We start from the raw sequence: 21,324 nt of genomic DNA, 5'->3' as shown, positions 1-21,324 counted from the left end.
GACCGAAATGGCACAGACGAACGGCCCGCTGCGCGTGGGCATCGGCGGCCCGGTGGGCGCCGGCAAGACCACCCTGACCGAACAGCTCGCCCGCGCGCTGGCGCCGCGGCTGTCGATGGCGGTCATCACCAACGACATCTACACCCGCGAGGATGCCGAGGCGCTGATGCGCGCCCAGGTGCTGCCCGGCGACCGCATCCGCGGCGTCGAAACCGGCGGCTGCCCGCATACCGCGATCCGCGAGGATGCCTCGATCAACCTCGCCGCGGTGGCCGATCTGCGCGGCCAGTTCCCCGATCTCGACCTGATCCTGATCGAGTCCGGCGGCGACAACCTGGCCGCGACCTTCTCGCCCGAGCTGGCCGACCTGACGCTCTATGTCATCGACACCGCCGCGGGCCAGGACATTCCGCGCAAGAAGGGCCCCGGCGTCACCCGCTCGGATCTGCTGGTCATCAACAAGACGGACCTCGCCCCGCATGTCGGGGTCTCTACCGATCTGCTGGAAGAGGACGCGACCCGCAGCCGCGCCGGACGTCCCTTCGTGATGGCGCAGCTCCGCCATGGCAAGGGCGTGGCCGAAATCATCGATTTCCTCGTCCGCGAGGGCGGTCTCGTTCTGCAACCGGAGCCCGCTCAGGTCTCGTGATCGAGCACCATCGCCCAGGCCGCGCGTTCGGTCTGGGTCAGCTCTAGCTCCGCGATCTCACGTACCAGCCCGGCATTGGCCGGGTCGGCGCGCAGCGCGGCCGCCCGGGTCCGGTGCCAGTCCAGCGCCCGGGCATGGGCCGCGGCGATCTCGGGGTCGGCCATCAGCTCGTCGATTCCGGCCTGCACCCGCGGCAGGTGGCGCAGGATGGAGCGGTCCTCGCGATCCTGCCAGTCCATGCGGATCCAGTAGTTCCGGCCGATCTGCCGGTCGACATGCAGCGCGCGGCCGCGCTGGCGCTTGACCAGGAACCCGTCCTGCGAACGCAGCGGATAGTGGTTCAGCTGCACCAGGCCGTAGCCGATGGTTGCAATTGAGGACCGCCAGCCGCGCCTGGCCACCTCCGGCCCCATCGGGTCTCCGGAGCCATTCACCCAATGCGCATGGCGAAGCCCTTCCTCCTTGGGCTTCACCGGCCGGTGGCAGGAAATTTTTTCATAGATCCCAATGTTCTGCGACAAGGTCTTAAACCCCCAGGCGGTATGCGGCTTGGGGCAGAAGGCCGGGGCGCAGCGCGTTCCCTGGGCGATGACGGGGCGGTCCTCGATTGCAACCGCCGCGGCGCCGAAGAGCCGCCAGGTCAGCGCCCAATGCGTCGCCTGCGGACAGGCCGCGAAGAGCGCTTCGAGCGTGCCGTCGCCGGTGCGGATATTCGCGAACTCGTCCGTGTCGATATGGAGCACCCACTCCGCCTCGCGCAGCAGATCCGTCGTGACCGCGTGGTTCAGCGCTGCCTGCTGCGGCGATTTCCCCTGCCAGCGGTCATTGGCGATCCGCGTGACCCAGCCCTGGCGCGCCACCAGATCGAGCAGCCGGTCGGTCCCGTCGGAACAGTCGTTGGTATAGACCAGCACATGATCGAAGCCGATCGCGCGATGGAAAGCCAGCCATTCGAGCAGATAGGGGCCCTCGTCCTTGGCGCAGGCGACGATCACCCGCCGGGCGCCACCCGCGCGCGTGGGCACAGCGGGAAAGGGCGTTTCGGGACCGGCGGGCGGCGCGATCCGGTCATGCGGCGAATAGCGCGAGCGCAGGAGCCGCGCATGGGTCTGGCGCACATTTTCGGGCAGGCTCGTCCCCTCGGGCCGGGGCGCGGCGGCGGCGGCCAGCATCCGCGGCAGCAGCGCATCCATCGCCGCCCCAGGATCGAAACTGTCCTCCTTGGGCAGGATGCGATCTGGCGCCGGGCCTCCCGCCAGCCAGGCCGAAAGCGGCGCGGGATCAAGCGGTGACCCGTCGACCGCCAGCGCCGCCATCGCCTGGGCGCGAAGCTTGCGCGGGATCGCCAAGCCACGCGACAAAGCATTTCGGATCAGAGGGTTGAGCGCCGCCGCGCGCGCGAGCGTCCGGGCCGATGGCTGGGGCGCTGCGGGGCCCGGCGGTGGAAGGCCGAGATGCGCGCAGGCGGCCTCCGCGCCGGGCAGGACCCTGGCCGAACCGAATTCCGCCTCCCAGAAGGTCCGGAACGTTTCGGCCGCGAGCCAGTGCGGCGGCAGCTCCAGCTCGGGGAAATCGTCGAGCTCCGGCCGCGGCAGCGCATGGCAGGCCCGCGCCGCTGCCCAGTCATCGGGCCGTCCGGCCAGATCGGCCCCGAGCGGCGTCACCCGGCCCCAGAGCAGCTGCGCGCTCCAATGCGCGAGAAGCCCGGCCAAGGGATCGGGCGGATCGATCGCCAGTTCCACATCCCCCAGAGGCGTCAGAAAACTGCGCAGCCGCCCGAGCTCGCTTGCCCGCCGCAGATGCCGCCCCGCCAGATCGCAGCAGATCAGCACCTGATCCGCCCCGGAGATTTCCGCCGCCAGCTCCTGCCGCAGCCGCTCGCCGAGCGCCGCGTGCCGGTCTTCGGGCGCATGGCCCCGCGCGGCGCGCAGGGGATCGACATGGCCGGGATCGAGCGCGGCCATGAAAAGCCGCACACCGGCCGGCAGCCCGGGCGCGCGGGGTCGCAGCCAGCCCGGCGGCGGCCCGGCACGCAGAACCGCCTGGAGCCGTCCGGCGCCGATCGGGCAGGGCCCGGCATGAAGCAGGATGCGCGTCATGGCCACCCTTCGCCCGGCCTCGGTTAACGCCCGGTTTCGCCGCCCCGGCCTCCCCAATAGGTCGCATCTCCTCCAGAGGGACTTTTCCCGGGCAGGGCATTGGGATAGCAGGACAGCCATGCTGAGCGTGACCGACCTGACCTGCGCCCGCGGCGGCGTGCCCGTGACCGAGGGCGTCTCCTTCCGGCTCGATGCCGGCGAGGCGCTGGTGCTGCGCGGGCCGAACGGGATCGGCAAGACGACGCTCTTGCGGGTAATCGCCGGGCTCGCGCCGCCGCTGGCGGGCGAGGTCGAGGGCGCCGAGGGCATCGCCTATGCCGGGCATGCCGACGGGATCAAGGCGCAGCTTTCGGTGACGGAGAACCTGCGCTTCTGGGCGGCGGCCTTCGGCACGACGGACATCTCTCCGGCGCTTGACGCCTTCAACCTGCGCGAGCTGGCCCATCGCATGGCCGGGACGCTGTCTGCCGGTCAGAAGCGGCGGCTGGGCCTGGCGCGGCTCCTCGTGACCGGCCGGCCGGTCTGGGTGCTCGACGAGCCGACCGTGTCGCTCGACACCGCCAGCGTCGCGCTTTTCGCCGATGCGGTGCGCGCGCATCTGGCCTCGGGCGGCGCGGCGCTGATCGCGACCCATATCGATCTGGGGCTCGAGGCGCGGGTGCTGGAACTGGCCCCCTTCAAGGCGAAGCCCGCGACGCGCGCCTCGGATTTCGACGAGGCCTTCCTGTGATCGCGCTGCTGCTGCGGGACCTGAAGCTGGCGGTGCGGGCGGGCGGCGGCTTCGGCCTGGCGCTGGCCTTCTTCCTGATCGTCGTGGTTCTGGTGCCCTTCGCGGTGGGACCCAACACCTCGCGGCTGGCGCCGATCGCGGCCGGGGTGCTGTGGATCGGGGCGCTGCTGGCTTGCCTCCTGTCGCTCGACCGGATGCTGGCGCTCGATCACGAGGACGGGACGCTCGACCTGCTGGCGACCGCGCCGATCCCGCTGGAGGGCGTGGTGCTGGTCAAGGCCTGCGCGCACTGGCTGACGACGGGGCTGCCGCTGACGCTGGTGGCGGCGCCGCTGGGGGTGCTTCTGAACTTGCCGCAGCCGGGCTATGGCTGGCTGGTGCTGTCGCTGGCCTGCGGCACCCCGGCGCTCAGCATGATCGGCGCTTTCGGCGCGGCGCTGACCGTCGGGCTGAAGCGCGGCGGGCTCTTGCTGTCGCTGCTGGTGCTGCCGCTCTACGTGCCGACGCTGATCTTCGGCGCCGAGGTTGCGCGGCGCGGCGCGGAGGGGCTGGAGACGCAGGTGCCGCTGCTTCTGAGCTGCGCGATCACGCTGGGCGTGCTGGCGGCGATGCCGTTTGCCGCCGCTGCCGCGCTGCGGATAAACCTGAGGTGACCGGCCACGATATTGTGCGCCTGCAGAGAGGGGGGTAACAGGACCGGGATGGGATCGATCTGGGAATACGCGAATCCGGTGAAGTTCAGCCGGACGGTGTCGGCGGTGCTGCCCTATGTGGCCGCGGCCGCGCTCGGCTGCCTGGCGGTCGGGCTGGTCTGGGGCTTCTTCTTCACCCCCGATGACTACCGGCAGGGCGCGACGGTGAAGATCATCTACCTGCATGTGCCCGCGGCGATGATCGCGATCAATGCCTGGCTGATGATGCTGGCCGCTTCGCTGATCTGGCTGATCCGGCGCCATCATGTCAGCGCGCTGGCGGCGCGGGCCGCGGCGCCCGTGGGCCTTGTCATGACGCTGATCGCGCTGGCCACCGGCGCCATCTGGGGCCAGCCGATGTGGGGCACCTGGTGGGCCTGGGACCCGCGGCTGACCTCCTTCCTGATCCTGACGCTGTTCTATCTCGGCTATATCGCCCTCTGGGAGGCGCTGGAGGATCCCGACACCGCCGCGGACCTGACCTCGGTCCTCTGCCTCGTCGGCTCGGTCTTCGCGATCCTCAGCCGCTACGCGGTGAATTTCTGGAACCAGGGGCTGCATCAGGGCGCCTCGGTCATGCGGGTCGAGGCCGTCACCGGCGCCGATACCGAGGAGAAGGTGTCGAATGTCTTCTTCGCGCCGCTGATGGTCTGCATGGCGGGCTTCGTCTTCCTTTTCCTGGCGCTGGTTCTGCTGCGGACCCGCACGGAAATCCACCGCCGCCGTCTGAAGGCGATCGAAGCGCGGGAGCGGATGGCATGATGCCCGAACTTGGAAAATACGCGGGGACGGTGCTTTCGGCCTATGCCGTGTCTCTGGCGCTGCTCGTCGTGCTGGTCCTTGCCAGCATCGTCGCCGCGCGCCGCACCGCCCGCCAGCTCGAAGACGCAGAGGAGCGCCGCAAACATGGCTAGGATCTCGCCGCTCGTCGCGCTGCCGCCGGTGATTTTCGCCGGGCTGGCGCTGGCTTTCTACATGGGGATGAAGCGCGAGGATCCCGACGCGCTGCCCTCGACCCTCGAGGGGCGCGCCGCGCCGCAGGTGGTGCTGGAGCCGCTCGGCGGGCTGCCGGAATTCGACCTGGCCTCGCTTGCGGACGGGCAGGTGAAGCTGGTGAATTTCTGGGCCTCCTGGTGCGCGCCCTGCCGGGTGGAGCATCCGAACCTGGAACGGCTCTCGGCCGAGGGGGTGACGGTCTACGGCATCAACTACAAGGACCAGCCGCAGAAGGCGCTGGCCTTTCTGCAGGAGCTCGGCAACCCCTATGCCGCCGTTTCCGCGGATGAAAGCGGCCGGGCCGGGATCGACTGGGGCATCTACGGCGTGCCCGAGACCTTCGTGATCGACGGCTCCGGCACGGTGATCCTGCGCTTCCCCGGACCGATCACCGAGAAGGTGATCGAAGACACGATCCGACCGGCGCTGGCCAAGGCGGAAGGTTGAACTTCATCTCGTAAGTTACTGATTTTCTGATCGGTTGCAGATTGCAACCGGGGCAGGGGTCAGGGAATGTCGAAGCTCTGCGCAGCCAGCTCGAACCCGGCGAAATCAAAGCCGGGGCTGACCGCGCAGCTGACCAGGGTCCAGTCGCCGCAGCTTTCGGCCGACTGCCAGAAATGCGGCGGGACCAGCCCTTGAGGCCGCTCACCGGCCGCCAGATCGGGACCGAGCCGCAGCGCCTCCGCCGGGCCCGCGTCGCTCGCGGCGATCTTCAGGATCAGCGGCGCGCCCGCATGCCACAGCCAGTGCTCCGCCGCATCCACCCGGTGCCAGTGGCTGCGCTCGCCCGCTGCCAGCAGGAAGTAGATCATCGTCCCGGCCGGGCGCTCGCCCTCTGCGGCCGCGGCGCGCCAGGTCTCGCGGAACCAGCCGCCCTCGGGATGGCGGATCAGCTCCAGCTGCTCGATGATCTCGTCTGCAGTCAAATCCCGCTCTCCGCAAAGGCGTCAGGCAATATGTAGCGGTGTTTGCGCAATCGCGCCTCGTCCTGTTTGGAAATATGGTCGAGCACGCGTTGCTTGCTTCCTGACCGGTTGCGCAGGCGCTCCGGCCCATCAGCCGCGCCAATCTCGATGGGCGTGGCCCGCCCAAACAGGCTCCGGCAGACCGCCCGACCGGACAGCGGTTTCTGCGCAATCGGCAGGGCCTCGAACTTGGTCAGCTGACCTTGCGCGACGCTGCCTTCCCATTTCCATGATTCCCAAAGCACAGGATCGGACTCGCCGGCCCTGCGGCGGACCTCCTGGCGATTATACAGGTGACCGGCATCGACGAACTTGAGGTGAAACAGATAAAGATCCGGGTCAAGGATGAACGGATCCGCGACCGCGTGCGGCGAGAGCGTGCTCGGTCGTCCGAGAATATGCGGTTTGGAATAGAGGGGCGAGAGGAACACGTTGCGCCTCTGACTAAAAATAGGCGCAGCGGAGTCAAAAGCCGCCTCCGAGTGGCGGTCGTGAAACAGCTCCACTCCAATGCCGGCCGCAATCTGACCGCGAAGGCTACTGCGGTCCAGGTAATCCGCCAGATCGCGGTAGCGCGCGGGATCCGCGACGAAGATCTCGTCCGCATCGTTGAACAGAACGAGGTCATAGAAGGCGAGCAGGCCGCCGATGAATCCGCTGATCGCGGTAAAGCGCTGCTTGTCGAAGGACCGTTCGCGCTTAATGTCCGAAGTCTCCGCACGCGGCGGAAGGCAGAACGTATTCACGCGACTGCCGCGAAGCTCCGGATCCAGCATCTCGACGATCGCGCGGGCGGAGGAATGGTCGATGATGAACAAGTTCTCGGCACCGAAGATCCGAGAATAGTAGCGGAACCAGATCGGCAGGAAGAAATCCTCGTCCTTCATCATGGTCACGCAGGCAATTTTCGTCATGTCGTTCCTGGGCAGCTCTCGCCATACAGTCTCAGTCCGTCCGACGGTGGCGGCTTCCCGCCGGGACCGCAAGCAGACAATCCGCCGCCGCAGGAACCCGGGCGCGGGGTTGTGCATTGATGCCCCACGAAACGACAAGCAAAGGAGGTTTCCATGACCCGTCTTGCCATTCCCGCCCTCGCCGCCGCGACCGCGATTGCCGCTGCGCCGCTCTGGGCCCAGGAGGCTGCCATCGACCCGGACAGCCTGATTCTGGCCGATGACCTGGAAGGTGCGGAGATCTACTCGGATATGGAAAGCGGCAGCTGGGCCGAGGAGCCGAGCCTGGAGACGGTCGGCGACGACTGGAAGCCGATCGGCCATATCGAGAATGTCGTGCTGGATTCCAAGGGCAACATGTACGGGGTGGTGGCCGATATCGGCGGCTTCCTCGGGATCGGCGACAAGCATGTCCTCTTCGAGATGGACAAGGTCGCGATCCTGCCGCGCACCGATGGTGCCGAGACCTACCAGCTGGCCGTCAAGGAGACCCAGGCCGAGCTGGAATCGATGCCCGCCGTCGAGAAGGGCTGGCTGGAGTAACCGTCGCTATTGCCAGCAAAAAGGGGGCCTTGGGCCCCCTTTTTCATGTTGGTGCTTTCGCGCGGCAACCGGTGCGCCATGCCCCGGTTGCAGACTGCAATCACTTCAGGATCGAGGTGCCGGCATATTCGGCGGTCGCGCCCAGCATCTCCTCGATGCGGATCAGCTGGTTGTACTTCGCGAGCCGGTCGGAGCGCGCCAGAGAGCCGGTCTTGATCTGCCCGCAATTGGTCGCCACCGCGAGATCGGCGATGGTCGCGTCCTCGGTCTCGCCCGAGCGGTGCGACATGACGTTGGTGTATTTCGCGCGATGCGCCATGTCGACGGCCTTCAGCGTCTCGGTGAGGCTGCCGATCTGGTTCACCTTGACCAGCATGGAGTTGGCGACGCCCTGGGCGATGCCGTCGGCCAGGCGGGACGGGTTGGTGACGAAGAGGTCGTCGCCGACCAGCTGCACCTTGTCGCCGATCGCGTCGGTCAGCAGCTTCCAGCCCTCCCAGTCGTCCTCTGCCATGCCGTCCTCGATCGAGATGATCGGGTAGGCGTCGCAGAGCGCCTTGAGATAGTCGACATTCTCGGCCGAAGTCAGGGACTTGCCTTCGCCCTTCATCTCGTACTTGCCGTCCTTGAAATACTCGGTCGAGGCGCAGTCGAGCGCCAGGAAGATGTCCTCGCCCGGCTTGTAGCCCGCCTTCTCGATGGATTTCAGGATGAAGTCGAGCGCGTCATTGGTCGAGGCCAGCTCGGGCGCGAAGCCGCCCTCGTCGCCCAGCCCGGTCGACATGCCCGCTGCCGAGAGCTCTTTCTTCAGGGTGTGGAAGACTTCCGACCCCATGCGCACGGCGTCGCGGATGTTTTCCGCGGAGACCGGCATGATCATGAATTCCTGGATGTCGATCGGGTTGTCGGCATGCTCGCCGCCATTGATGATGTTCATCATCGGCACCGGCAGGAGGCGCGCGGAGGTGCCGCCGACATAGCGGTAGAGCGGTTGCGTGGTGAAATCGGCCGCGGCCTTGGCGCAGGCGAGGCTGATGCCGAGGATCGCGTTGGCGCCCAGCCGCGCCTTGTTCGGGGTGCCGTCCATCTCGATCATGGCGGCGTCGATGGCGGCCTGCTCGGTCACATCGAAGCCGACAAGCCCTTCTGCCAGCTCGCCATTCACGGCGGCGACGGCCTCGAGCACGCCCTTGCCCAGATAGCGCGACTTGTCGCCGTCGCGCTTCTCGACGGCCTCATGCGCGCCGGTCGAGGCGCCCGAGGGCACGGCGGCGCGGCCCATGGTGCCATCCTCGAGGATGACGTCGACCTCGACGGTCGGATTGCCGCGGCTGTCGAGAATTTCCCGGCCGATGATGTCGATGATCGTGCTCATGGTGCTGCTCCCTCTCGGAAAAACCTGTCCGCGACCCTGTTAGCTTGCCTTCAGGGCCGAGGAAAGTGGGCGACTGCGCGCATGCCGCTCGCGATGGAGCGTATAGAGCCCCGATCCCAGGATAAGCCCGGCTCCCGCCAGCATCGGCAGGTCCGGCCGCTCGCCGAAGACCAGGAAGCCCAGGGCGATTGCAAACAGCAACCGGGTGTAGCGGAAGGGAGTCACGACCGCGACCTCGCCGATCCGCATCGCCTGGGTGATCGCGAAATACCCGCAGAGCCCGCAGCAGGCCGCCAGGACCAGAAAGAGCACATTGTCAGGCGCGCTCCCGCTGCCGGTGCCGAGGACCGGCACCAGGATCACGCCTGCAACCGCCATGGCGCAGAAGCCGTAGAAGGCGATCAGGAGCGACGGCACTTCGCGGGGGATGGCGCGGGTCGCCAGGTCGCGGCCGCTCATGCAGATCGTCGCCGCCAGCGCCAGAAGGGAGACCGGCTGGAAGCCGTCGAGCCCCGGACGGATGATGACCAGGACCCCGGCGAACCCGGCCGCCAGCGCCAGCCAGCGGCGCCAGCCGAAGACGGCGCCGAAGAACAGCACCGCACCGAAGCCCACCACCAGCGGCGCGGCCTGCATGATCGCAGAGGCGACAGAGAGCGGCATGCTGACGATAGCCGCGACAATCAGGACAGTGCCGGCCACCTCGGTCAGGTTTCTCGCGACCAGCGCCCGCCCGAAGAAGACCGGAGACAGCATGCGGATCCGCCGGATCCGGCAGAGGATTCCGAAGACCGTGACGCCGCAGAGCCCGACGAAGACCAGGACGAGCCCGGTCGACATTGTGGCCGAAAGGGTTTTCACGAGGGCGTCCTCAATCGCGAAGGCCGCCATCGAAAGGATCATCAAGCCGATCCCGCGCAGATTTTCCAATATGCTATGCCTTCGGCTTGCGGATCGGAACGCCGTAGAGCTCCAGCCGGTGCCCCTTCAGACGGTAGCCCAGCTTGGCGGCGATCCTTTCCTGCAGCGCCTCGATCTCGGCATCGACGAACTCGATCACCTCGCCGGTATTGAGGTCGATCAGATGGTCGTGATGGTCGCGGTCGGCAGGCTCGTAGCGGGCGCGGCCGTCGCCGAATTCATGCTTGTCGAGAATGCCCGCCTCCTCGAACAGCTTCACCGTGCGGTAGACGGTGGCGATGGAGATGTTGGAATCGACGGCCTGGGCGCGGGCATAGAGTTCCTCGACATCGGGATGGTCCTGCGTGTCCTGCAGCACCATGGCGATCACCCGCCGCTGTTCGGTCATGCGCAGGCCCTTGGCCTCGCAGCGTGCCATGATCCCGTCCGACATCTTCCGCCCGCCTGTTCGAATGCCCATCGGTCTTAGTCGATCATGGCGCGGCCGACCAGACGGTTTCGATCTGCAACGGCCTCAGATCTCCGCCAGATGTCCCTGCATCACCCGCACCGCCGTGCCGCCGACGGTGACCAGGGACTGGCCGGGGCCGGGGCTCTCCGCGGTGGCCAGGATGCGGCTGGGGCGGCCCATGGAAAGGCCCTGCAGGATCTCCAGATCCTGCGGCGCTCCGGTTCGCAGGCAGACATGGGCGGCAAGGGCCGCGGCCGCGCTTCCGGTCGCAGGGTCCTCGGGGATGCTGTCCAGCGGCGAGAACATCCGCATCTCCACCCGGCCCTGGCCTCGGTTGCAATATGCAACCACCGCGAAATCGCCCTCGCATTCGGGGTAGCGCAGGGCGGCCGCCGAGAAGGCGGAGAGATCGAGGCTGATCGCCTCCAGCGCCGCCGTGCCGTCGATCTCGGCCAGGACGAAGCGCAGTCCCTTGGAGGCGAAGAGCGGCAGGTGGTTGCCAGTTGCAACCTCCGCCTCTTCCAGCCCGAGGCAGCGCGCCAGCAGCGCGGCGTCGACCTCGCGGCCGAGCTCCAGCGGCAGTTCGTTCACCAGCGTGGCGAAGAGGCGGCCGTCGCGCTCCTCGACCCGGCAGGGGATCGGCCCGGCTCCCTCCTCGAGGACCAAGTCGCCGGGCAGGGGCGCTCCTGCCTCGAGCGCGCGCTCCGCCAGGCAGATCGCCGTGCCGATCGTGGGATGGCCCGCGAAAGGGATCTCGCGCTGCGGCGTGAAGATGCGCAGCCGTGCCGTCCCGCCCTGTTCTGCGGGCAGGACGAAGACCGTCTCGGAATAGTTGAATTCCCGCGCGACGGCCTGCATGCAGGGCGTGCCGAGCGGGCCGGAGGGGAAGACCACAGCCAGCGGGTTGCCGCCGAAGCGGCGGTCGGTGAAGACGTCGTAGGTGCGGAATTCCGGTCCGGCCATGCGCTCAGCCCTGGTTCACGCCCATTTGGGCATGGATCGCCGATCGGGTCGCCTCGTCCAGCTGCAGCGCGGCGGCGAGCGTGTCGAGATACTGGGTCTCCGCCTTGCTGTCGATGGTGATCGCCATCAGCGACATGGCATAGACCTGCGCCCGGCTCTGGTCCGTCGCCGCGCGGGCGAGCGCCATCGGGTCCAGCGGGGCGGCGAGCTGCTCCTTCACATAGGCGACCTCCTCGGGCGTGGCATCGCCGAGATGGGAGAGGATCTTGCCCTGTTCCTCCGCGTCGATCTCGCCATCGGCCTTGGCCGCCTGGATCATCGCGCGGATCATCAGCTTGGCATTGTCCTCGGCGAGCTTGCCGGCCGCGGTGCCCTGGGTCAGGCTCGCGAACATCTCGGCCGCCGTGCCGCCGGTCGCCGCCGCCATGCCGCCCATCGCGTTCATCATGCCGCCGAGGCCCGCGAGCTCGGCCGGGTCCTTCCGGGCGCCGATGCCGAAACGGGACATCATGTCCTCGACCGCCTTGCCGCCGCCGGGCAGGCCCATCTTCTCGGCCATGGAGGCCATCTGGGCGGTCATGTCGCCGCCGGACTTCTCCATGGTCCGGCGCAGCCCGTCCATACCGCCCATGTTCTGGTATTTCGACAGTCCCTTGGCGGCCGCGAAGCCGATGCCGACGCTGACCAGGGTCTTCATGAAGCTCATGATCTCTCTCCCGTCCTGGACCGGTTGCGGAATGCAACCGCCCGTCATCGGCACGGTTGCACTTTGAAACCGCCGTTTCCACCGAAAACCGCGTCCCGTCCGGGACTTGACTTGCCCGGCGAAACATCATCTGGGGAACAGGTATAGACAAAAGGGGCAGGGAATGCGCAAGGACCGGATGGACATGGCGGGCGCGGCGGGGCTGGTCCTGTTTGCCGCGATCTTCGCGCTGAACCAGGTGGTCATCAAGGTCACCAATGGCGGTTTCCAGCCGATCTTCGGCGCCGGGCTGCGCGGGATCGGCGCGGGGGCCTGCCTGCTCCTCTGGGTCTGGTGGCGCAAGATCCCGCTCTCGCTGCCGCGTGACGCCTGGCCCGGCGCCGCGCTGATCGGGCTCTGCTTCACGATGGAGTACATCTGCCTCTTCCTGTCGCTCGACATGACCAGCGTGGCGCGTTCCGTGGTGATCTTCTACTCCATGCCGGTCTGGCTGACGCTCGCGGGACATTTCCTGATCCCGGGCGAGCGGATCACGCGCTTCAAGGCGCTGGGGCTGGCCTTTGCCGTGGCCGGGGTCGGGGTGGCACTGGCGAACCGCTCGGGCGGGCAGACCAGCCTTGCAGGGGACCTTCTGGCGCTCGGCGCGGCCTTCAGCTGGACCGGCATCGCGCTCTGCGCCCGGGTGACGAAGCTGCGCGAGGTCGCCCCCGAGACGCAGCTGATGTGCCAGCTGGTGATCTCCACCGTGCTCCTGCTGGCGATCTCGCCGTTCTTCGGGCCGTTCCTGCGCGACCTGGCGGCGATCCATCTCTGGGGGCTCGCCTTCCAGTCGGTGATCGTCGCCTCGGGCGGCTTCCTGTTCTGGCTCTGGGTCCTGTCGATCTATCCGGCAGGCGCCGTGGCGAGCTTCAGCTTCCTCACCCCGGTCTTCGGCGTCTTCCTCGGCTGGGGGCTGCTGGGCGAGCATCTGGGACCGGAGATCTTCCTGGCCCTGGCGCTGGTCGCGGCCGGGCTCTTGCTGATCAACCGGCCCGTCCGCGGCGTGCGCACCTCCTGAGCCGCCCTCCGCGGCCTCAGGTGCCGCAGAAGGTGCGGAAAACCTCTTCGCCTTCCGCCGGTGGCAATTCGAAACCGGCGGGCGGTTCGGCGAAGGGATCGGTGACCACGGCAAGCAGCCTTTCGAAGGGCGCAAGATCGCCGCTTGCCGCCGCCGCAATAGCCGCCTCGACCTGGTGGTTGCGCGGAACAACCGCCGGATTGGTGCGGTCCATCAGCGCCCGGTCGGCGCCGCCCTGGCGCGCCAGCCGCGCCTCGTAGCGGGGCCGCCAGGCCTCGAAGGGCGCGCGGTCGGTGAACCAGTCCTGCGCCTTGCCCGCAGAGAGCGCGCGATAGGCATTGGTGAAATCGGCACGGCCATCCTCCATCGCCTGCATCAGGTCGAGCGCCAGGGACCAGTCGTCCTCTTCCTCCGTCGACAGCCCCATCTTCGCACGGAACTTCGCCAGGAAGGCGGCCTCGTAGAGCGGCGGGAAGCGGTGCACCGCCTCGGTGGCCAGCGCCACGCTGCGGTCGCGGTCCTCGTCGATCAGCGGCAGCAGGCAGGTGGCGAATTGCGCCAGGTTCCAGGCCGCGATGCCGGGCTGGGCGTCATAGGCGTAGCGCCCGCCATGGTCGATCGAGGAGAAGACCTTCTCCGCCTGGTAGGTGTCCATGAAGGCGCAGGGGCCGTAATCGATGGTCTCGCCGCCGACATGGCAGTTGTCGGTGTTCATCACCCCGTGGATGAAGCCGAGCCCCATCCAGTCGGCGATCAGCCGCGCCTGGGCGGCGACCACCGCCTCGAGCAGCTCCAGCGCGCTTTCGGCCCCGGGATAGTGGCGCTTGCGGACATGGTCGGCGAGCATCTCCACCGCCTCCAGATCGCCGCGGGCGGCGAAGTACTGGAAGGTGCCGACGCGGATATGCGAGGAGGCGACGCGGGTCAGCACGGCGCCGGGCAAGGGGCCCTGTTCGCGCAGGATGGTCTCGCCGGTGGTGACGGCCGCCAGCGCCCGTGTGGTCGGCACGCCCATCGCATGCATCGCCTCGGAGACCAGGTATTCGCGGATCACCGGCCCGACCCAGGCACGGCCGTCGCCCATGCGGGAGAAGGCCGTGCGCCCGGCGCCCTTCAGCTGGATGTCGCGGCGGCGCCCGGCGCGGTCGACGACCTCGCCCAGAAGGATCGCGCGGCCGTCGCCCAGCTGCGGGTTCCAGCCGCCGAACTGGTGCCCGGCATAGGCCTGGGCCAGCGGGTCGGCGCCCTCGGGCACGCGGTTCCCGGCCAGCACGGCAAGCCCGGCGGGGCTTTCCAGCGCCTCGGCGTCGATGCCGAGCTCGGCCGCCAGGGCGCGGTTCACCTTTATCAGCCCCGGCGCGCGCACCGGCACGGCCGCCTGGCGGACGTAGAACCGCTCGGGCAGGCGGCCATAGCTGTTGTCGAAGGGGATCTGCAGGGTCATGGTCGGCTCCGTTCCTCTGCCCATCATATGAGCAGCCGCGGTGCCAATTCCAGTGCGGAAGGGCGCGCCGGGCTGCGGCACGCCCTCCGGCGCGCTCAGTAGTCGCGCTCGTAGGAGAAGCCGAGCCGGGTGTCGCCTTCGCTGTCGAAGCCCGCCCGCGCGGTCAGCCCCGGCGTGATCTTGTAGTTCAGCCGGATCCGGCTGGTCCCGGAGCCGCCGACGGTGACGTCGGTATAGACATCCTCGGACAGGTACTTGCCCGCGGTGACCTCCGTATTGCCCTCGTCATCCGCGCCGACATTGAGCTGGTCGACGCCGACGCCATTGCGGATCTTGTCGAAGACCCCGCCGCCGCCGCCGGTCAGCGTGTTGATCGCGGCAAGCAGCTGCGCCACTTCGAGCGGCGAGAGCTCGCTGAGCGGACGGCCGAAGAAGAGATGCGACAGCACCTCGTCCTCGGGCAGTTCCGGCGAAGAGGAGAAGCTCAGCTCGGGGCTGTTGACCGGGCCCTGGATGATGATCTCGGCGTCGATCGAGGCGTCCTGCGAGGTTGCGACCATGTAGACGTCGGGCACCAGGTCGCCGCCCATGGTGATCTCGGCCGTGTCGAGGCTGAGCGTCTGGGTCAGGATGTCCATGCGGCCGCGGATCACCTCGAACCGGCCCGAGGGGATGATCCGCTGGGTGGTGCCGCCGATGGTCAGGTCGCCGCCGAATTCCGTGTCGAGGCCGCGGCCGCGCACGAAGATCCGCGCCGGGGCGCTGATCGTGATGTCGAGCGGGTAGGCCACGGGCGCGCCGGTGGAGCCGTCGCTGCTGCCGTTGCTGACGATGCCCGCGCGCTTGCGCGTAAGCAGGCTGGAGGCCGGTTCCTTGACATGGGTGATGTCGGGGATCGGGCCGCCGCCGCCGAGCGCCGAGGGGATCTCGATCTCGGCGCGGTCGATGTCGATCTGCCCCGAAATCGAGGCGCCGCCCGCAAGCGGTCCGGACAGGCCGACATTGCCGCCCAGATTGATCGTGTAGAGGCTGGGATCGACCAGGGTCAGCTGGTTCAGCGCGACGGCGATGTCGCCGTTGAAGGGCGCCGTCAGCTCCACCGGGCCGGAAACCGTGATGGTGCCGCCGGTCGAGAGGTTGCTGCGGAAATCGAGATTGGCACGGGCGTCGGCGAAGGTGAGGTTCAGCCCCATCTGCTCCAGCACGATGCGGGTGGTGGGATCGACGAAGCGGGCGCCCGAGAAATTCACCGAGCCCGAGAGCGCGTCGAGCCCCGGCGCCCCGGCGACGCGCAGGTCGATCGCGGCGGTGCCGGTCAGCGAGCGCGGCGTCATGAAGGCATTGGCGATGTTCAGCGGGATGCTGCCGGTGACGGCGAGGTCCGAGGTGCCGTCCGGCCCCCAGGCGCGGCCGTCGATATCGGCGGTCAGCCCGCCCGGACCCGTGGCAGAGACATCGGCGTAGAAATCCGTGCCATTGCCCGAGATCTTGCCGGCCACCGTCGCCGCGCCCGGAAGCTGCGGGACGAAGACGCCGATATTGCCGAGCCCGGCATCGATGTCGATATCGAGATTGGTCGGCGCCACGTCGCCTGCCACCTTGGCGCGCAGGCCGGAGGGGCCGTCGGCCTCCAGATCGACGGTCCAGGCGCTGCCGGCGCCCTGGGCATTGCCCGCCACCGTCACCGGGCCGCGCAGCTGCGGCACGAAGATGCCGAGATCGGCGAGCCGTGCGGAAAGGTCCAGATTACCGCCCTCGGGCGCGTAGGTGCCGCCGCCCTGGACCTGCACATCGGGGTTGTCGACAGTCAGGCGCTCGATCGTGATGGTGCCGTCCTGGCGATGGGCGGCCGCGTCGATGCGGGTGGTGCCGTCGAGCAGCTGGTCGACCTGCGGCGTGCCGATGGCGATGTCCTGGCCGGTGCCCGCGACCGTGGCGTCGAAATCGCCGCTGACCGTGTCATAGCTGCCCGCCACGTCGGCCGAGAGCGTGCCCCGCAGCGGCAGGCCCGCCAGCTCTGCCAGGCGCGACAGCTCGCCGGTTTCCAGCGCCAGCTCGGCTTGCGCGGCCATCGCGCCGCCGAGGCCGGTCAGCCCGGCATTGCCGGTCGCGCTGAGATCGCCCGCGCTCAGATGCAGGTCGGGGATGTCGAGCGTCCGCGCCTCCTGCTGGTAGACCAGATTGGTGTCGAGGCTGACCGGCGAGCCGAGCGGATCGGTGATCGCCGCGCCGCCTGCATCGAGCGAGACCGAGAAATCCGGCGCGGTCCCGGTGATCGAGGCCGCAAGCTCCACAGGGCCGTCCAGATGCGGCACGAAGGGGTTGATCTGGGCCAGTCCGGCCTTGAGGTCGAGATCGGCCGCCTCGGGCGAGACCGAGCCCGCGCCATTCAGAGACAGCGCCGGATTGTGGATGTCGAGCCGCTCGATATCCAGCGACATGCCGGCACCGCTGGCGGCGACATCGATCACGGTTTCGCCCGCAAGCAGCGGATCGAGCTGCGTATTTCCGATCGCGATATCGCGGCCTGTGCCGCCCAGCGTCACGTCGAAGGATGTGTCGAGACTGTCGAAGCTGCCCTTGAGGTCGGCCTCCAGCTGGCCCGCGAGCGGCAGGCCGGAGATCCCGGCGAATTGCGACAGGTCGCCGGTATCGAGGGACAGCTCGGCATCGGCGGCGAGCGCCTCGTCCTTCAGCCCGCTCAGCCAGACCGTGCCGGTCGCGGCCAGTTCGCCTGCGGTCAGGCTCAGGTTCTTCGCATCGACCGTGCCCGCGGTGCCGACATAGGAAATGTCCGAGCTCAGCGCGACCGGCGTGCCGATCTGGTCGATGATCGCCGCGCCGCCCAGCTCCAGGCTGACGGCGTAATCCGGCGCGGCGCCGCTGACCTTGGCGGCCAGATCGAGCGGGCCGGAGAGCTGCGGGGCGACCAGATTGGCCTCGGCAAGGCTCGCGGTCAGGTCGAGATCGGCGGAGCTGGAAGACAGCTCGCCCGAACCCTGCGCAGTGACCTGGTCGGTCTGGATGTCGAGCCGGTCGAGCCGGATGCCGCTGGCGGAGCGCGCCGCCGAAATGGCCAGCTGCGACTGCCCGGCGATCAGCGGATCGACCTGCGGATTGCCGATCGCCAGATCGCTGCCAGCGCCGTCGAGCGCGACATCGAAGGCGCCCGTCAGCGCGGCGAAGCGCGCCTGCACCTTGCCGTCGAAGCGGCCTGCCAGCGGCTGGCCCGCAATCGGGGCGAAGCGCGACAGGTCGCCAGTGGCCAGCGTCGCATCGGTGGTGATCTCGATATCGCCGCTTTCCACGCCCGCGATGTCGAGCAGCCCCTCGAGATTGAGTTCGCCGGAATTCAGCACGAGGTTGCGGATTGCAACCGCCCCTTGATCGGCGTCGAAATTCAGGTCCGCATCGAAGGCGACCGGCTGGATCGCGCTGTCGAGCGTCGGGTCGCTGACAGAGATGCCGTCGAGCTTGGCCGCGATATGGCTGGCGACATGCGACAGGCCCGCCGCGGCGCCGTCTGCCGCCGACTTGCGCACCAGCGTGCCGTCGAGGTCCAGATCCGAGGCGGCCACGAAGATGTCGCCCTGGCGCAGCTCGTCGAGGCCGATCCTGGCGGTGAAGGCATTGCCGCTGGCCGCGTCGTAATCGACCGCGAGCTCGGCCGAGAGCAGCCGGGTCTCGGCGCCGGGGACGGGCAGGGTGACCGGCTCGCCATCCTCCGCGCCGATGCCGCCGGAAATGTCGACATAGCGCGGCAGCCCCGAAGGATCGAGCGCCAGCCGGCCGGTCAGGTTCAGCGCGCGCGAGGCCAGGGTGAATTCCGGGATCTCGGTGCCGGTCTCGGGGTTCAGCTCCACCTGCGCGACGAGCCCGACATCGGTGCCGAAGAAATCGCGGTATTCGGGGGCGAAAAGCGGGGTGATGTCGCCGCCCAGATCGGCATTGACGCTGGTCACGACCGGCCCGGTGGTGCCGTCGGTCTGCCCGACCGTCACGGCCCCCGCGAGCCGTTCCTCGCCATCGGTGGCCAGCTGGATATCGGCGGTGAAATCCGACAGCGGCGCGTCGCCCTTGACCGACAGATCGACCGAGGGCGCGCCGGGGAATTTCGCCAGCGTCGCGATCAGGCCGCCCTGGTCCTCCTCGACATCGATATTGGCGAAGAGGCGGCGGGTCTCGTTCTCGAAACCGGCATCGACCTTGATGATCCCGCGGATCGCGTCGGTGCGCTCCAGGTTCAGCTGCACGGAGCCTTCGCCATTGGCGAGCCGCGCAGCGCCGTCCAGCGACATGGCGGCATCCTGGCCGACCAGCGCGGCGCCCAGATCGAGCTCGCTGAGGGTGAGCTGGCCGAGCTCGATGGAAACCGGAAGATCGGGCAGGGAGAAGGGCTGGGCCGGTTCCGCCTCGGCCTCGATCGAGGGCGCCTCGGCGGGCGGCGTCTGCGGCGCGCGCACCAGGTCGACCGAGCCGATCGAGAGGCTGTCGATCTCCACCCGGCGGCGCAGGAGCGCCAGGCGGCGCCAGTTCATCGTCACGTCATGGATGGTCAGCCAGGTGCCCTCGGGGTCCGCCACCTCGATCGCGGCGATGCGCACCTCGGAGCTCAGCGCGCCCTCGAGCCCGACGATGCGGACATCCCGCCCGTCGCCGCCAAGCGCGTTCTGGATGATCCGCTCGAGAAAGCCCGGGTCCTGCGTGTCCTCCTCCTGCGCCAGGAGCGGCGCGGCAGGCAGGGCGATTGCCAGGGCAAGGAGGACCGGGGTGATATGCCTGCTGCTGTTCATCAGAATGCCTGTCCCACGCCGATATAGAGGTCCACCCGGGAGAACTCGTCCACCGGGCCCTGATAGGGCGTGGCGATATCGACCCGGATCGGGCCGATCGGCGTCGCGTAGCGGACGCCGAGGCCCACGCCGGAATGGTAGTTGCTGTCCTCGTCGACCCAGCTGTCCGTGCCGACCATGCCGTAATCCATGAAGCCGACGATGCCGAGCGACTTGGTCACCCGGGTCCGGATTTCGGCGGAGAGGCCGAGGAAGCTGCGCCCGCCGACAGTGTCGCCGTTGAATTCGGTGGCGCCCAGATCCTGGTAGTCCTGGCCGCGCACGGTCGAGCCGCCGCCGGAGAAGAACAGGAAATCGGGCGGCGTGCTGTCGAGATCGGCGCCGATCACGCTGCCGATCTGCATCCGGCCCGCCAGCGTCACCGGGGACTCGGCGCCGAGGCTGACATAGCCGCGGTTGTCGAGATCGAGCTGCATCAGGCTCTCGGAGCCGTTCACGCCGTACATCGGCGTCACCCGGTAGCGCAGGAAGAACCCGCCGGTGGGGTCGCCCTCGTCGTCGCGGCGGTCCCATTCCAGCCGCGAGGGCAGCGCGACATGGTTGAACTCGCGCTTGCCGAAGGCGTCATCGGCATAGGAATAGCGGTAGCCCAGGGCGACTTCGCCCAGCAGGTCCTCGCTGAAATAGCGGGTCATGCCGATGCCGACCATGGCCTGCTTCTCGGTATAGTCCGGCTCGTCGTCGAGCGAGATGTCGGCGAAGGCGAAGGCGACATTGTCGGGCCCGAAGAGCGCCGGACGGCTGATCCGCGCGCCGAAGGAATAGTCGATCCCGTCGCCGGCATTGCCGAGCCCGGTCGTGTCCTGGCCGATATTGGAGATCTCGGCATCGAAGCGCAGCTGCTCGGCACCGCCGAAGAGGTTGCGGTGCAGCCAGAAGCCCGAGAGCAGCGCGCCGTCGATGGTGGAGTACTCCGCCGCGACGCCGAAGCGGTGCAGCGGGTTGTCGATCACGGTCAGCGTGTAGTCGAGCGTGCCGTCGGGATTGGGCTCCTCGGCCTCGATCAGGCTCACGGTGCGGAAGGTGCCGGTGCGGCGCAGGCGGTTGGCGGCGTCGTTGAGCTCCTGCGGCGAATAGAGCTCGCCCGTGGGCAGGCCCAGGATCTCGCGCAGGCGCTTGTCGCGGACCCCGGATTCGCCGTCGATCGCGACCTCGCCGAAGCGCAGCTCGGGTCCCGGCAGGACCTGGATGTCGACATCCAGGACCGAGGTGGCGTGGTTGGCGGTGATCTCCTGGTCGCCGAGATCGGCCTTGGCATGGCCCGCGTCGCGCCATTCGGAGATCGCGGCATTCGCGGCCGTGCCGATCAGCGCGCTGCGGGCGCGCTCGCCGGGCACGAAGCCGGAGGCCAGCGGCTCGCCCGCCGCCGCGGCACCCGGTTCGCGCGGCTCGACCGAAGTCCGGCCGAAATTGAAGCGGTTGCCCGGCTTGACGTTGATCGTGATCGTCTGGACTTCGGCGGGCACGGCGAAGGGGTCGACCTCGGCCGCCTCGCGCCCGTCCATCAGCACGCTGACCGCCGGACCGTAATAGCCCTCGCCATAGAGCACGCTGACCATCTGGCGGTAATCCGCCAGCGCCGCGGCAAAGATGTCCTGGCTGTCGGTGACCTCCTCGTCGAGCGCGCGCTTCGAGGCCGAGGCCAGTTCCATCGCGTCCCGCAAGCTCTCCGCCCGGCTGTCGGACACGCCCAGGACGTTGATTTCAACGGCTGTCAGCGAGAAGGCGGGTGCGGCGAGACAGGCCAGCACGGCACCGGCCGCGTATCCGAGTTTGGGGAAGTTCTGCACTGGATGCCTCCGCAAAGCCGCCAGTCGCCGCTGGCTTCAGGGTTAACGTCTCCTGTTTACTTGCAGGTCTCAAGGTGTTTTCCGTTGACCTGCGAGACTTGGCCGCTGCCGTTGCCCCTTGGCGACAGGCCGCG

Annotated in this window: 19 protein-coding genes; 8 read left to right on the top strand and 11 right to left on the bottom strand. The window is 68.5% G+C overall.

Translation table 11 applies throughout. The annotated features are described in order from the left end of the window. Positions 1 to 7: 7 nt before the first annotated feature. Positions 8 to 649, top strand: coding sequence for an urease accessory protein UreG (gene ureG / locus FGX59_RS01775; RefSeq protein WP_138464755.1), 642 nt, complete (start codon positions 8 to 10; stop codon positions 647 to 649). Here the strand turns inward: ureG and FGX59_RS01770 are convergent. Continuing rightward, positions 637 to 2,748: a glycosyltransferase family 2 protein gene (locus FGX59_RS01770; protein ID WP_171060475.1), complete on the bottom strand. Its 2,112-nt coding sequence runs from the start codon at positions 2,746 to 2,748 to the stop codon at positions 637 to 639. The genes ureG and FGX59_RS01770 overlap by 13 nt on opposite strands. Positions 2,749 to 2,866: 118 nt before the next feature. Between FGX59_RS01770 and ccmA the strand changes: the two genes are divergently transcribed. The 5 genes from ccmA to FGX59_RS01745 are packed head-to-tail and all read left to right on the top strand — an operon-like array spanning position 2,867 to position 5,613. Then, positions 2,867 to 3,478: a heme ABC exporter ATP-binding protein CcmA gene (gene ccmA, locus FGX59_RS01765; RefSeq protein ID WP_138464751.1), complete on the top strand. Its 612-nt coding sequence runs from the start codon at positions 2,867 to 2,869 to the stop codon at positions 3,476 to 3,478. Then, positions 3,475 to 4,131: a heme exporter protein CcmB gene (gene ccmB / locus FGX59_RS01760; protein ID WP_138464749.1), complete on the top strand. Its 657-nt coding sequence runs from the start codon at positions 3,475 to 3,477 to the stop codon at positions 4,129 to 4,131. The genes ccmA and ccmB overlap by 4 nt, the downstream gene beginning before the upstream one ends. 48 nt (positions 4,132 to 4,179) lie before the next feature. After that, complete coding sequence (locus tag FGX59_RS01755) at positions 4,180 to 4,932, top strand: heme ABC transporter permease (protein WP_138464747.1); 753 nt, start codon at positions 4,180 to 4,182, stop codon at positions 4,930 to 4,932. After that, positions 4,932 to 5,084 (top strand): heme exporter protein CcmD, encoded by a 153-nt coding sequence (gene ccmD / locus FGX59_RS01750; protein WP_138464745.1) that lies wholly within the window; start codon positions 4,932 to 4,934, stop codon positions 5,082 to 5,084. The genes FGX59_RS01755 and ccmD overlap by 1 nt, the downstream gene beginning before the upstream one ends. Then, positions 5,077 to 5,613: a DsbE family thiol:disulfide interchange protein gene (locus FGX59_RS01745; RefSeq protein ID WP_138464743.1), complete on the top strand. Its 537-nt coding sequence runs from the start codon at positions 5,077 to 5,079 to the stop codon at positions 5,611 to 5,613. The genes ccmD and FGX59_RS01745 overlap by 8 nt, the downstream gene beginning before the upstream one ends. A gap of 59 nt (positions 5,614 to 5,672) precedes the next feature. On the opposite strand, the gene FGX59_RS01740 is transcribed toward FGX59_RS01745, so the two are convergent. After that, positions 5,673 to 6,095 carry a cupin domain-containing protein gene (locus FGX59_RS01740; RefSeq protein WP_138464741.1) on the bottom strand — a complete coding sequence of 141 codons (423 nt, stop codon included), beginning with the start codon at positions 6,093 to 6,095 and terminating at the stop codon, positions 5,673 to 5,675. Then, complete coding sequence (locus FGX59_RS01735) at positions 6,092 to 7,048, bottom strand: glycosyltransferase family 2 protein (RefSeq protein WP_138464739.1); 957 nt, start codon at positions 7,046 to 7,048, stop codon at positions 6,092 to 6,094. The genes FGX59_RS01740 and FGX59_RS01735 overlap by 4 nt, the downstream gene beginning before the upstream one ends. A 153-nt stretch (positions 7,049 to 7,201) precedes the next feature. Between FGX59_RS01735 and FGX59_RS01730 the strand changes: the two genes are divergently transcribed. Beyond that, a complete protein-coding gene (locus tag FGX59_RS01730; RefSeq protein ID WP_138464737.1) occupies positions 7,202 to 7,630 on the top strand; it encodes a PRC-barrel domain-containing protein in 429 nt (142 codons plus the stop codon). Between the two features lie 100 nt (positions 7,631 to 7,730). On the opposite strand, the gene eno is transcribed toward FGX59_RS01730, so the two are convergent. The 5 genes from eno to FGX59_RS01705 all read right to left on the bottom strand — a co-directional run bounded on the left by eno (position 7,731) and on the right by FGX59_RS01705 (position 12,046). Next, positions 7,731 to 9,005: a phosphopyruvate hydratase gene (gene eno / locus FGX59_RS01725; protein ID WP_138464735.1), complete on the bottom strand. Its 1,275-nt coding sequence runs from the start codon at positions 9,003 to 9,005 to the stop codon at positions 7,731 to 7,733. Positions 9,006 to 9,044: 39 nt separating this feature from the next. Further along, the gene (locus FGX59_RS01720; RefSeq protein WP_255471525.1) at positions 9,045 to 9,911 is read right to left on the bottom strand and encodes a DMT family transporter; all 867 of its coding nucleotides are present in this window, start codon (positions 9,909 to 9,911) and stop codon (positions 9,045 to 9,047) included. Between the two features lie 28 nt (positions 9,912 to 9,939). Continuing rightward, positions 9,940 to 10,359 carry a Fur family transcriptional regulator gene (locus FGX59_RS01715; RefSeq protein ID WP_138464731.1) on the bottom strand — a complete coding sequence of 140 codons (420 nt, stop codon included), beginning with the start codon at positions 10,357 to 10,359 and terminating at the stop codon, positions 9,940 to 9,942. An 81-nt stretch (positions 10,360 to 10,440) separates the two neighbouring features. Beyond that, a complete protein-coding gene (locus tag FGX59_RS01710; RefSeq protein WP_138464729.1) occupies positions 10,441 to 11,340 on the bottom strand; it encodes a PhzF family phenazine biosynthesis protein in 900 nt (299 codons plus the stop codon). A gap of 4 nt (positions 11,341 to 11,344) precedes the next feature. Further along, positions 11,345 to 12,046 carry a DUF533 domain-containing protein gene (locus tag FGX59_RS01705; RefSeq protein WP_138464727.1) on the bottom strand — a complete coding sequence of 234 codons (702 nt, stop codon included), beginning with the start codon at positions 12,044 to 12,046 and terminating at the stop codon, positions 11,345 to 11,347. Between the two features lie 163 nt (positions 12,047 to 12,209). On the opposite strand from FGX59_RS01705, the gene FGX59_RS01700 reads away from it, so the two are divergent. Further along, positions 12,210 to 13,103, top strand: a complete 894-nt coding sequence (locus FGX59_RS01700) for a DMT family transporter (RefSeq protein WP_138464725.1) — start codon at positions 12,210 to 12,212, stop codon at positions 13,101 to 13,103. Positions 13,104 to 13,119: 16 nt separating this feature from the next. Here FGX59_RS01700 and FGX59_RS01695 read toward each other — a convergent pair whose 3' ends face one another. The 3 genes from FGX59_RS01695 to FGX59_RS01685 all read right to left on the bottom strand — a co-directional run bounded on the left by FGX59_RS01695 (position 13,120) and on the right by FGX59_RS01685 (position 21,190). Continuing rightward, positions 13,120 to 14,547: a YdiU family protein gene (locus FGX59_RS01695; RefSeq protein ID WP_138464723.1), complete on the bottom strand. Its 1,428-nt coding sequence runs from the start codon at positions 14,545 to 14,547 to the stop codon at positions 13,120 to 13,122. 95 nt (positions 14,548 to 14,642) lie between these two features. Next, positions 14,643 to 19,340 (bottom strand): translocation/assembly module TamB domain-containing protein, encoded by a 4,698-nt coding sequence (locus tag FGX59_RS01690; RefSeq protein ID WP_138464721.1) that lies wholly within the window; start codon positions 19,338 to 19,340, stop codon positions 14,643 to 14,645. Beyond that, complete coding sequence (locus FGX59_RS01685; RefSeq protein WP_138464719.1) at positions 19,340 to 21,190, bottom strand: autotransporter assembly complex family protein; 1,851 nt, start codon at positions 21,188 to 21,190, stop codon at positions 19,340 to 19,342. Before FGX59_RS01685 ends, FGX59_RS01690 begins: the two co-directional genes overlap by 1 nt. Positions 21,191 to 21,324 lie beyond the last annotated feature (134 nt).

The organism is Poseidonocella sp. HB161398 (assembly GCF_005870025.1).
Classification (GTDB): domain Bacteria; phylum Pseudomonadota; class Alphaproteobacteria; order Rhodobacterales; family Rhodobacteraceae; genus Mangrovicoccus.
The sequence above is the reverse complement of the archived record's forward strand: the minus strand, read 5'-3'. Positions and strand labels throughout refer to the sequence as shown.

Bases quoted from the DNA above. Each gene is read 5' to 3' on its own strand.
- ureG (WP_138464755.1), top strand. From the start codon at position 8: ATGGCACAGACGAACGGCCCGCTGCGCGTGGGCATCGGCGGCCCGGTG.
- FGX59_RS01770 (WP_171060475.1), bottom strand. From the start codon at position 2,748: ATGACGCGCATCCTGCTTCATGCCGGGCCCTGCCCGATCGGCGCCGGA.
- ccmA (WP_138464751.1), top strand. From the start codon at position 2,867: ATGCTGAGCGTGACCGACCTGACCTGCGCCCGCGGCGGCGTGCCCGTG.
- FGX59_RS01755 (WP_138464747.1), top strand. From the start codon at position 4,180: ATGGGATCGATCTGGGAATACGCGAATCCGGTGAAGTTCAGCCGGACG.
- ccmD (WP_138464745.1), top strand. From the start codon at position 4,932: ATGCCCGAACTTGGAAAATACGCGGGGACGGTGCTTTCGGCCTATGCC.
- FGX59_RS01745 (WP_138464743.1), top strand. From the start codon at position 5,077: ATGGCTAGGATCTCGCCGCTCGTCGCGCTGCCGCCGGTGATTTTCGCC.
- FGX59_RS01735 (WP_138464739.1), bottom strand. From the start codon at position 7,048: ATGACGAAAATTGCCTGCGTGACCATGATGAAGGACGAGGATTTCTTC.
- FGX59_RS01730 (WP_138464737.1), top strand. From the start codon at position 7,202: ATGACCCGTCTTGCCATTCCCGCCCTCGCCGCCGCGACCGCGATTGCC.
- eno (WP_138464735.1), bottom strand. From the start codon at position 9,005: ATGAGCACGATCATCGACATCATCGGCCGGGAAATTCTCGACAGCCGC.
- FGX59_RS01715 (WP_138464731.1), bottom strand. From the start codon at position 10,359: ATGTCGGACGGGATCATGGCACGCTGCGAGGCCAAGGGCCTGCGCATG.
- FGX59_RS01710 (WP_138464729.1), bottom strand. From the start codon at position 11,340: ATGGCCGGACCGGAATTCCGCACCTACGACGTCTTCACCGACCGCCGC.
- FGX59_RS01705 (WP_138464727.1), bottom strand. From the start codon at position 12,046: ATGAGCTTCATGAAGACCCTGGTCAGCGTCGGCATCGGCTTCGCGGCC.
- FGX59_RS01700 (WP_138464725.1), top strand. From the start codon at position 12,210: ATGCGCAAGGACCGGATGGACATGGCGGGCGCGGCGGGGCTGGTCCTG.
- FGX59_RS01695 (WP_138464723.1), bottom strand. From the start codon at position 14,547: ATGACCCTGCAGATCCCCTTCGACAACAGCTATGGCCGCCTGCCCGAG.
- FGX59_RS01690 (WP_138464721.1), bottom strand. From the start codon at position 19,340: ATGAACAGCAGCAGGCATATCACCCCGGTCCTCCTTGCCCTGGCAATC.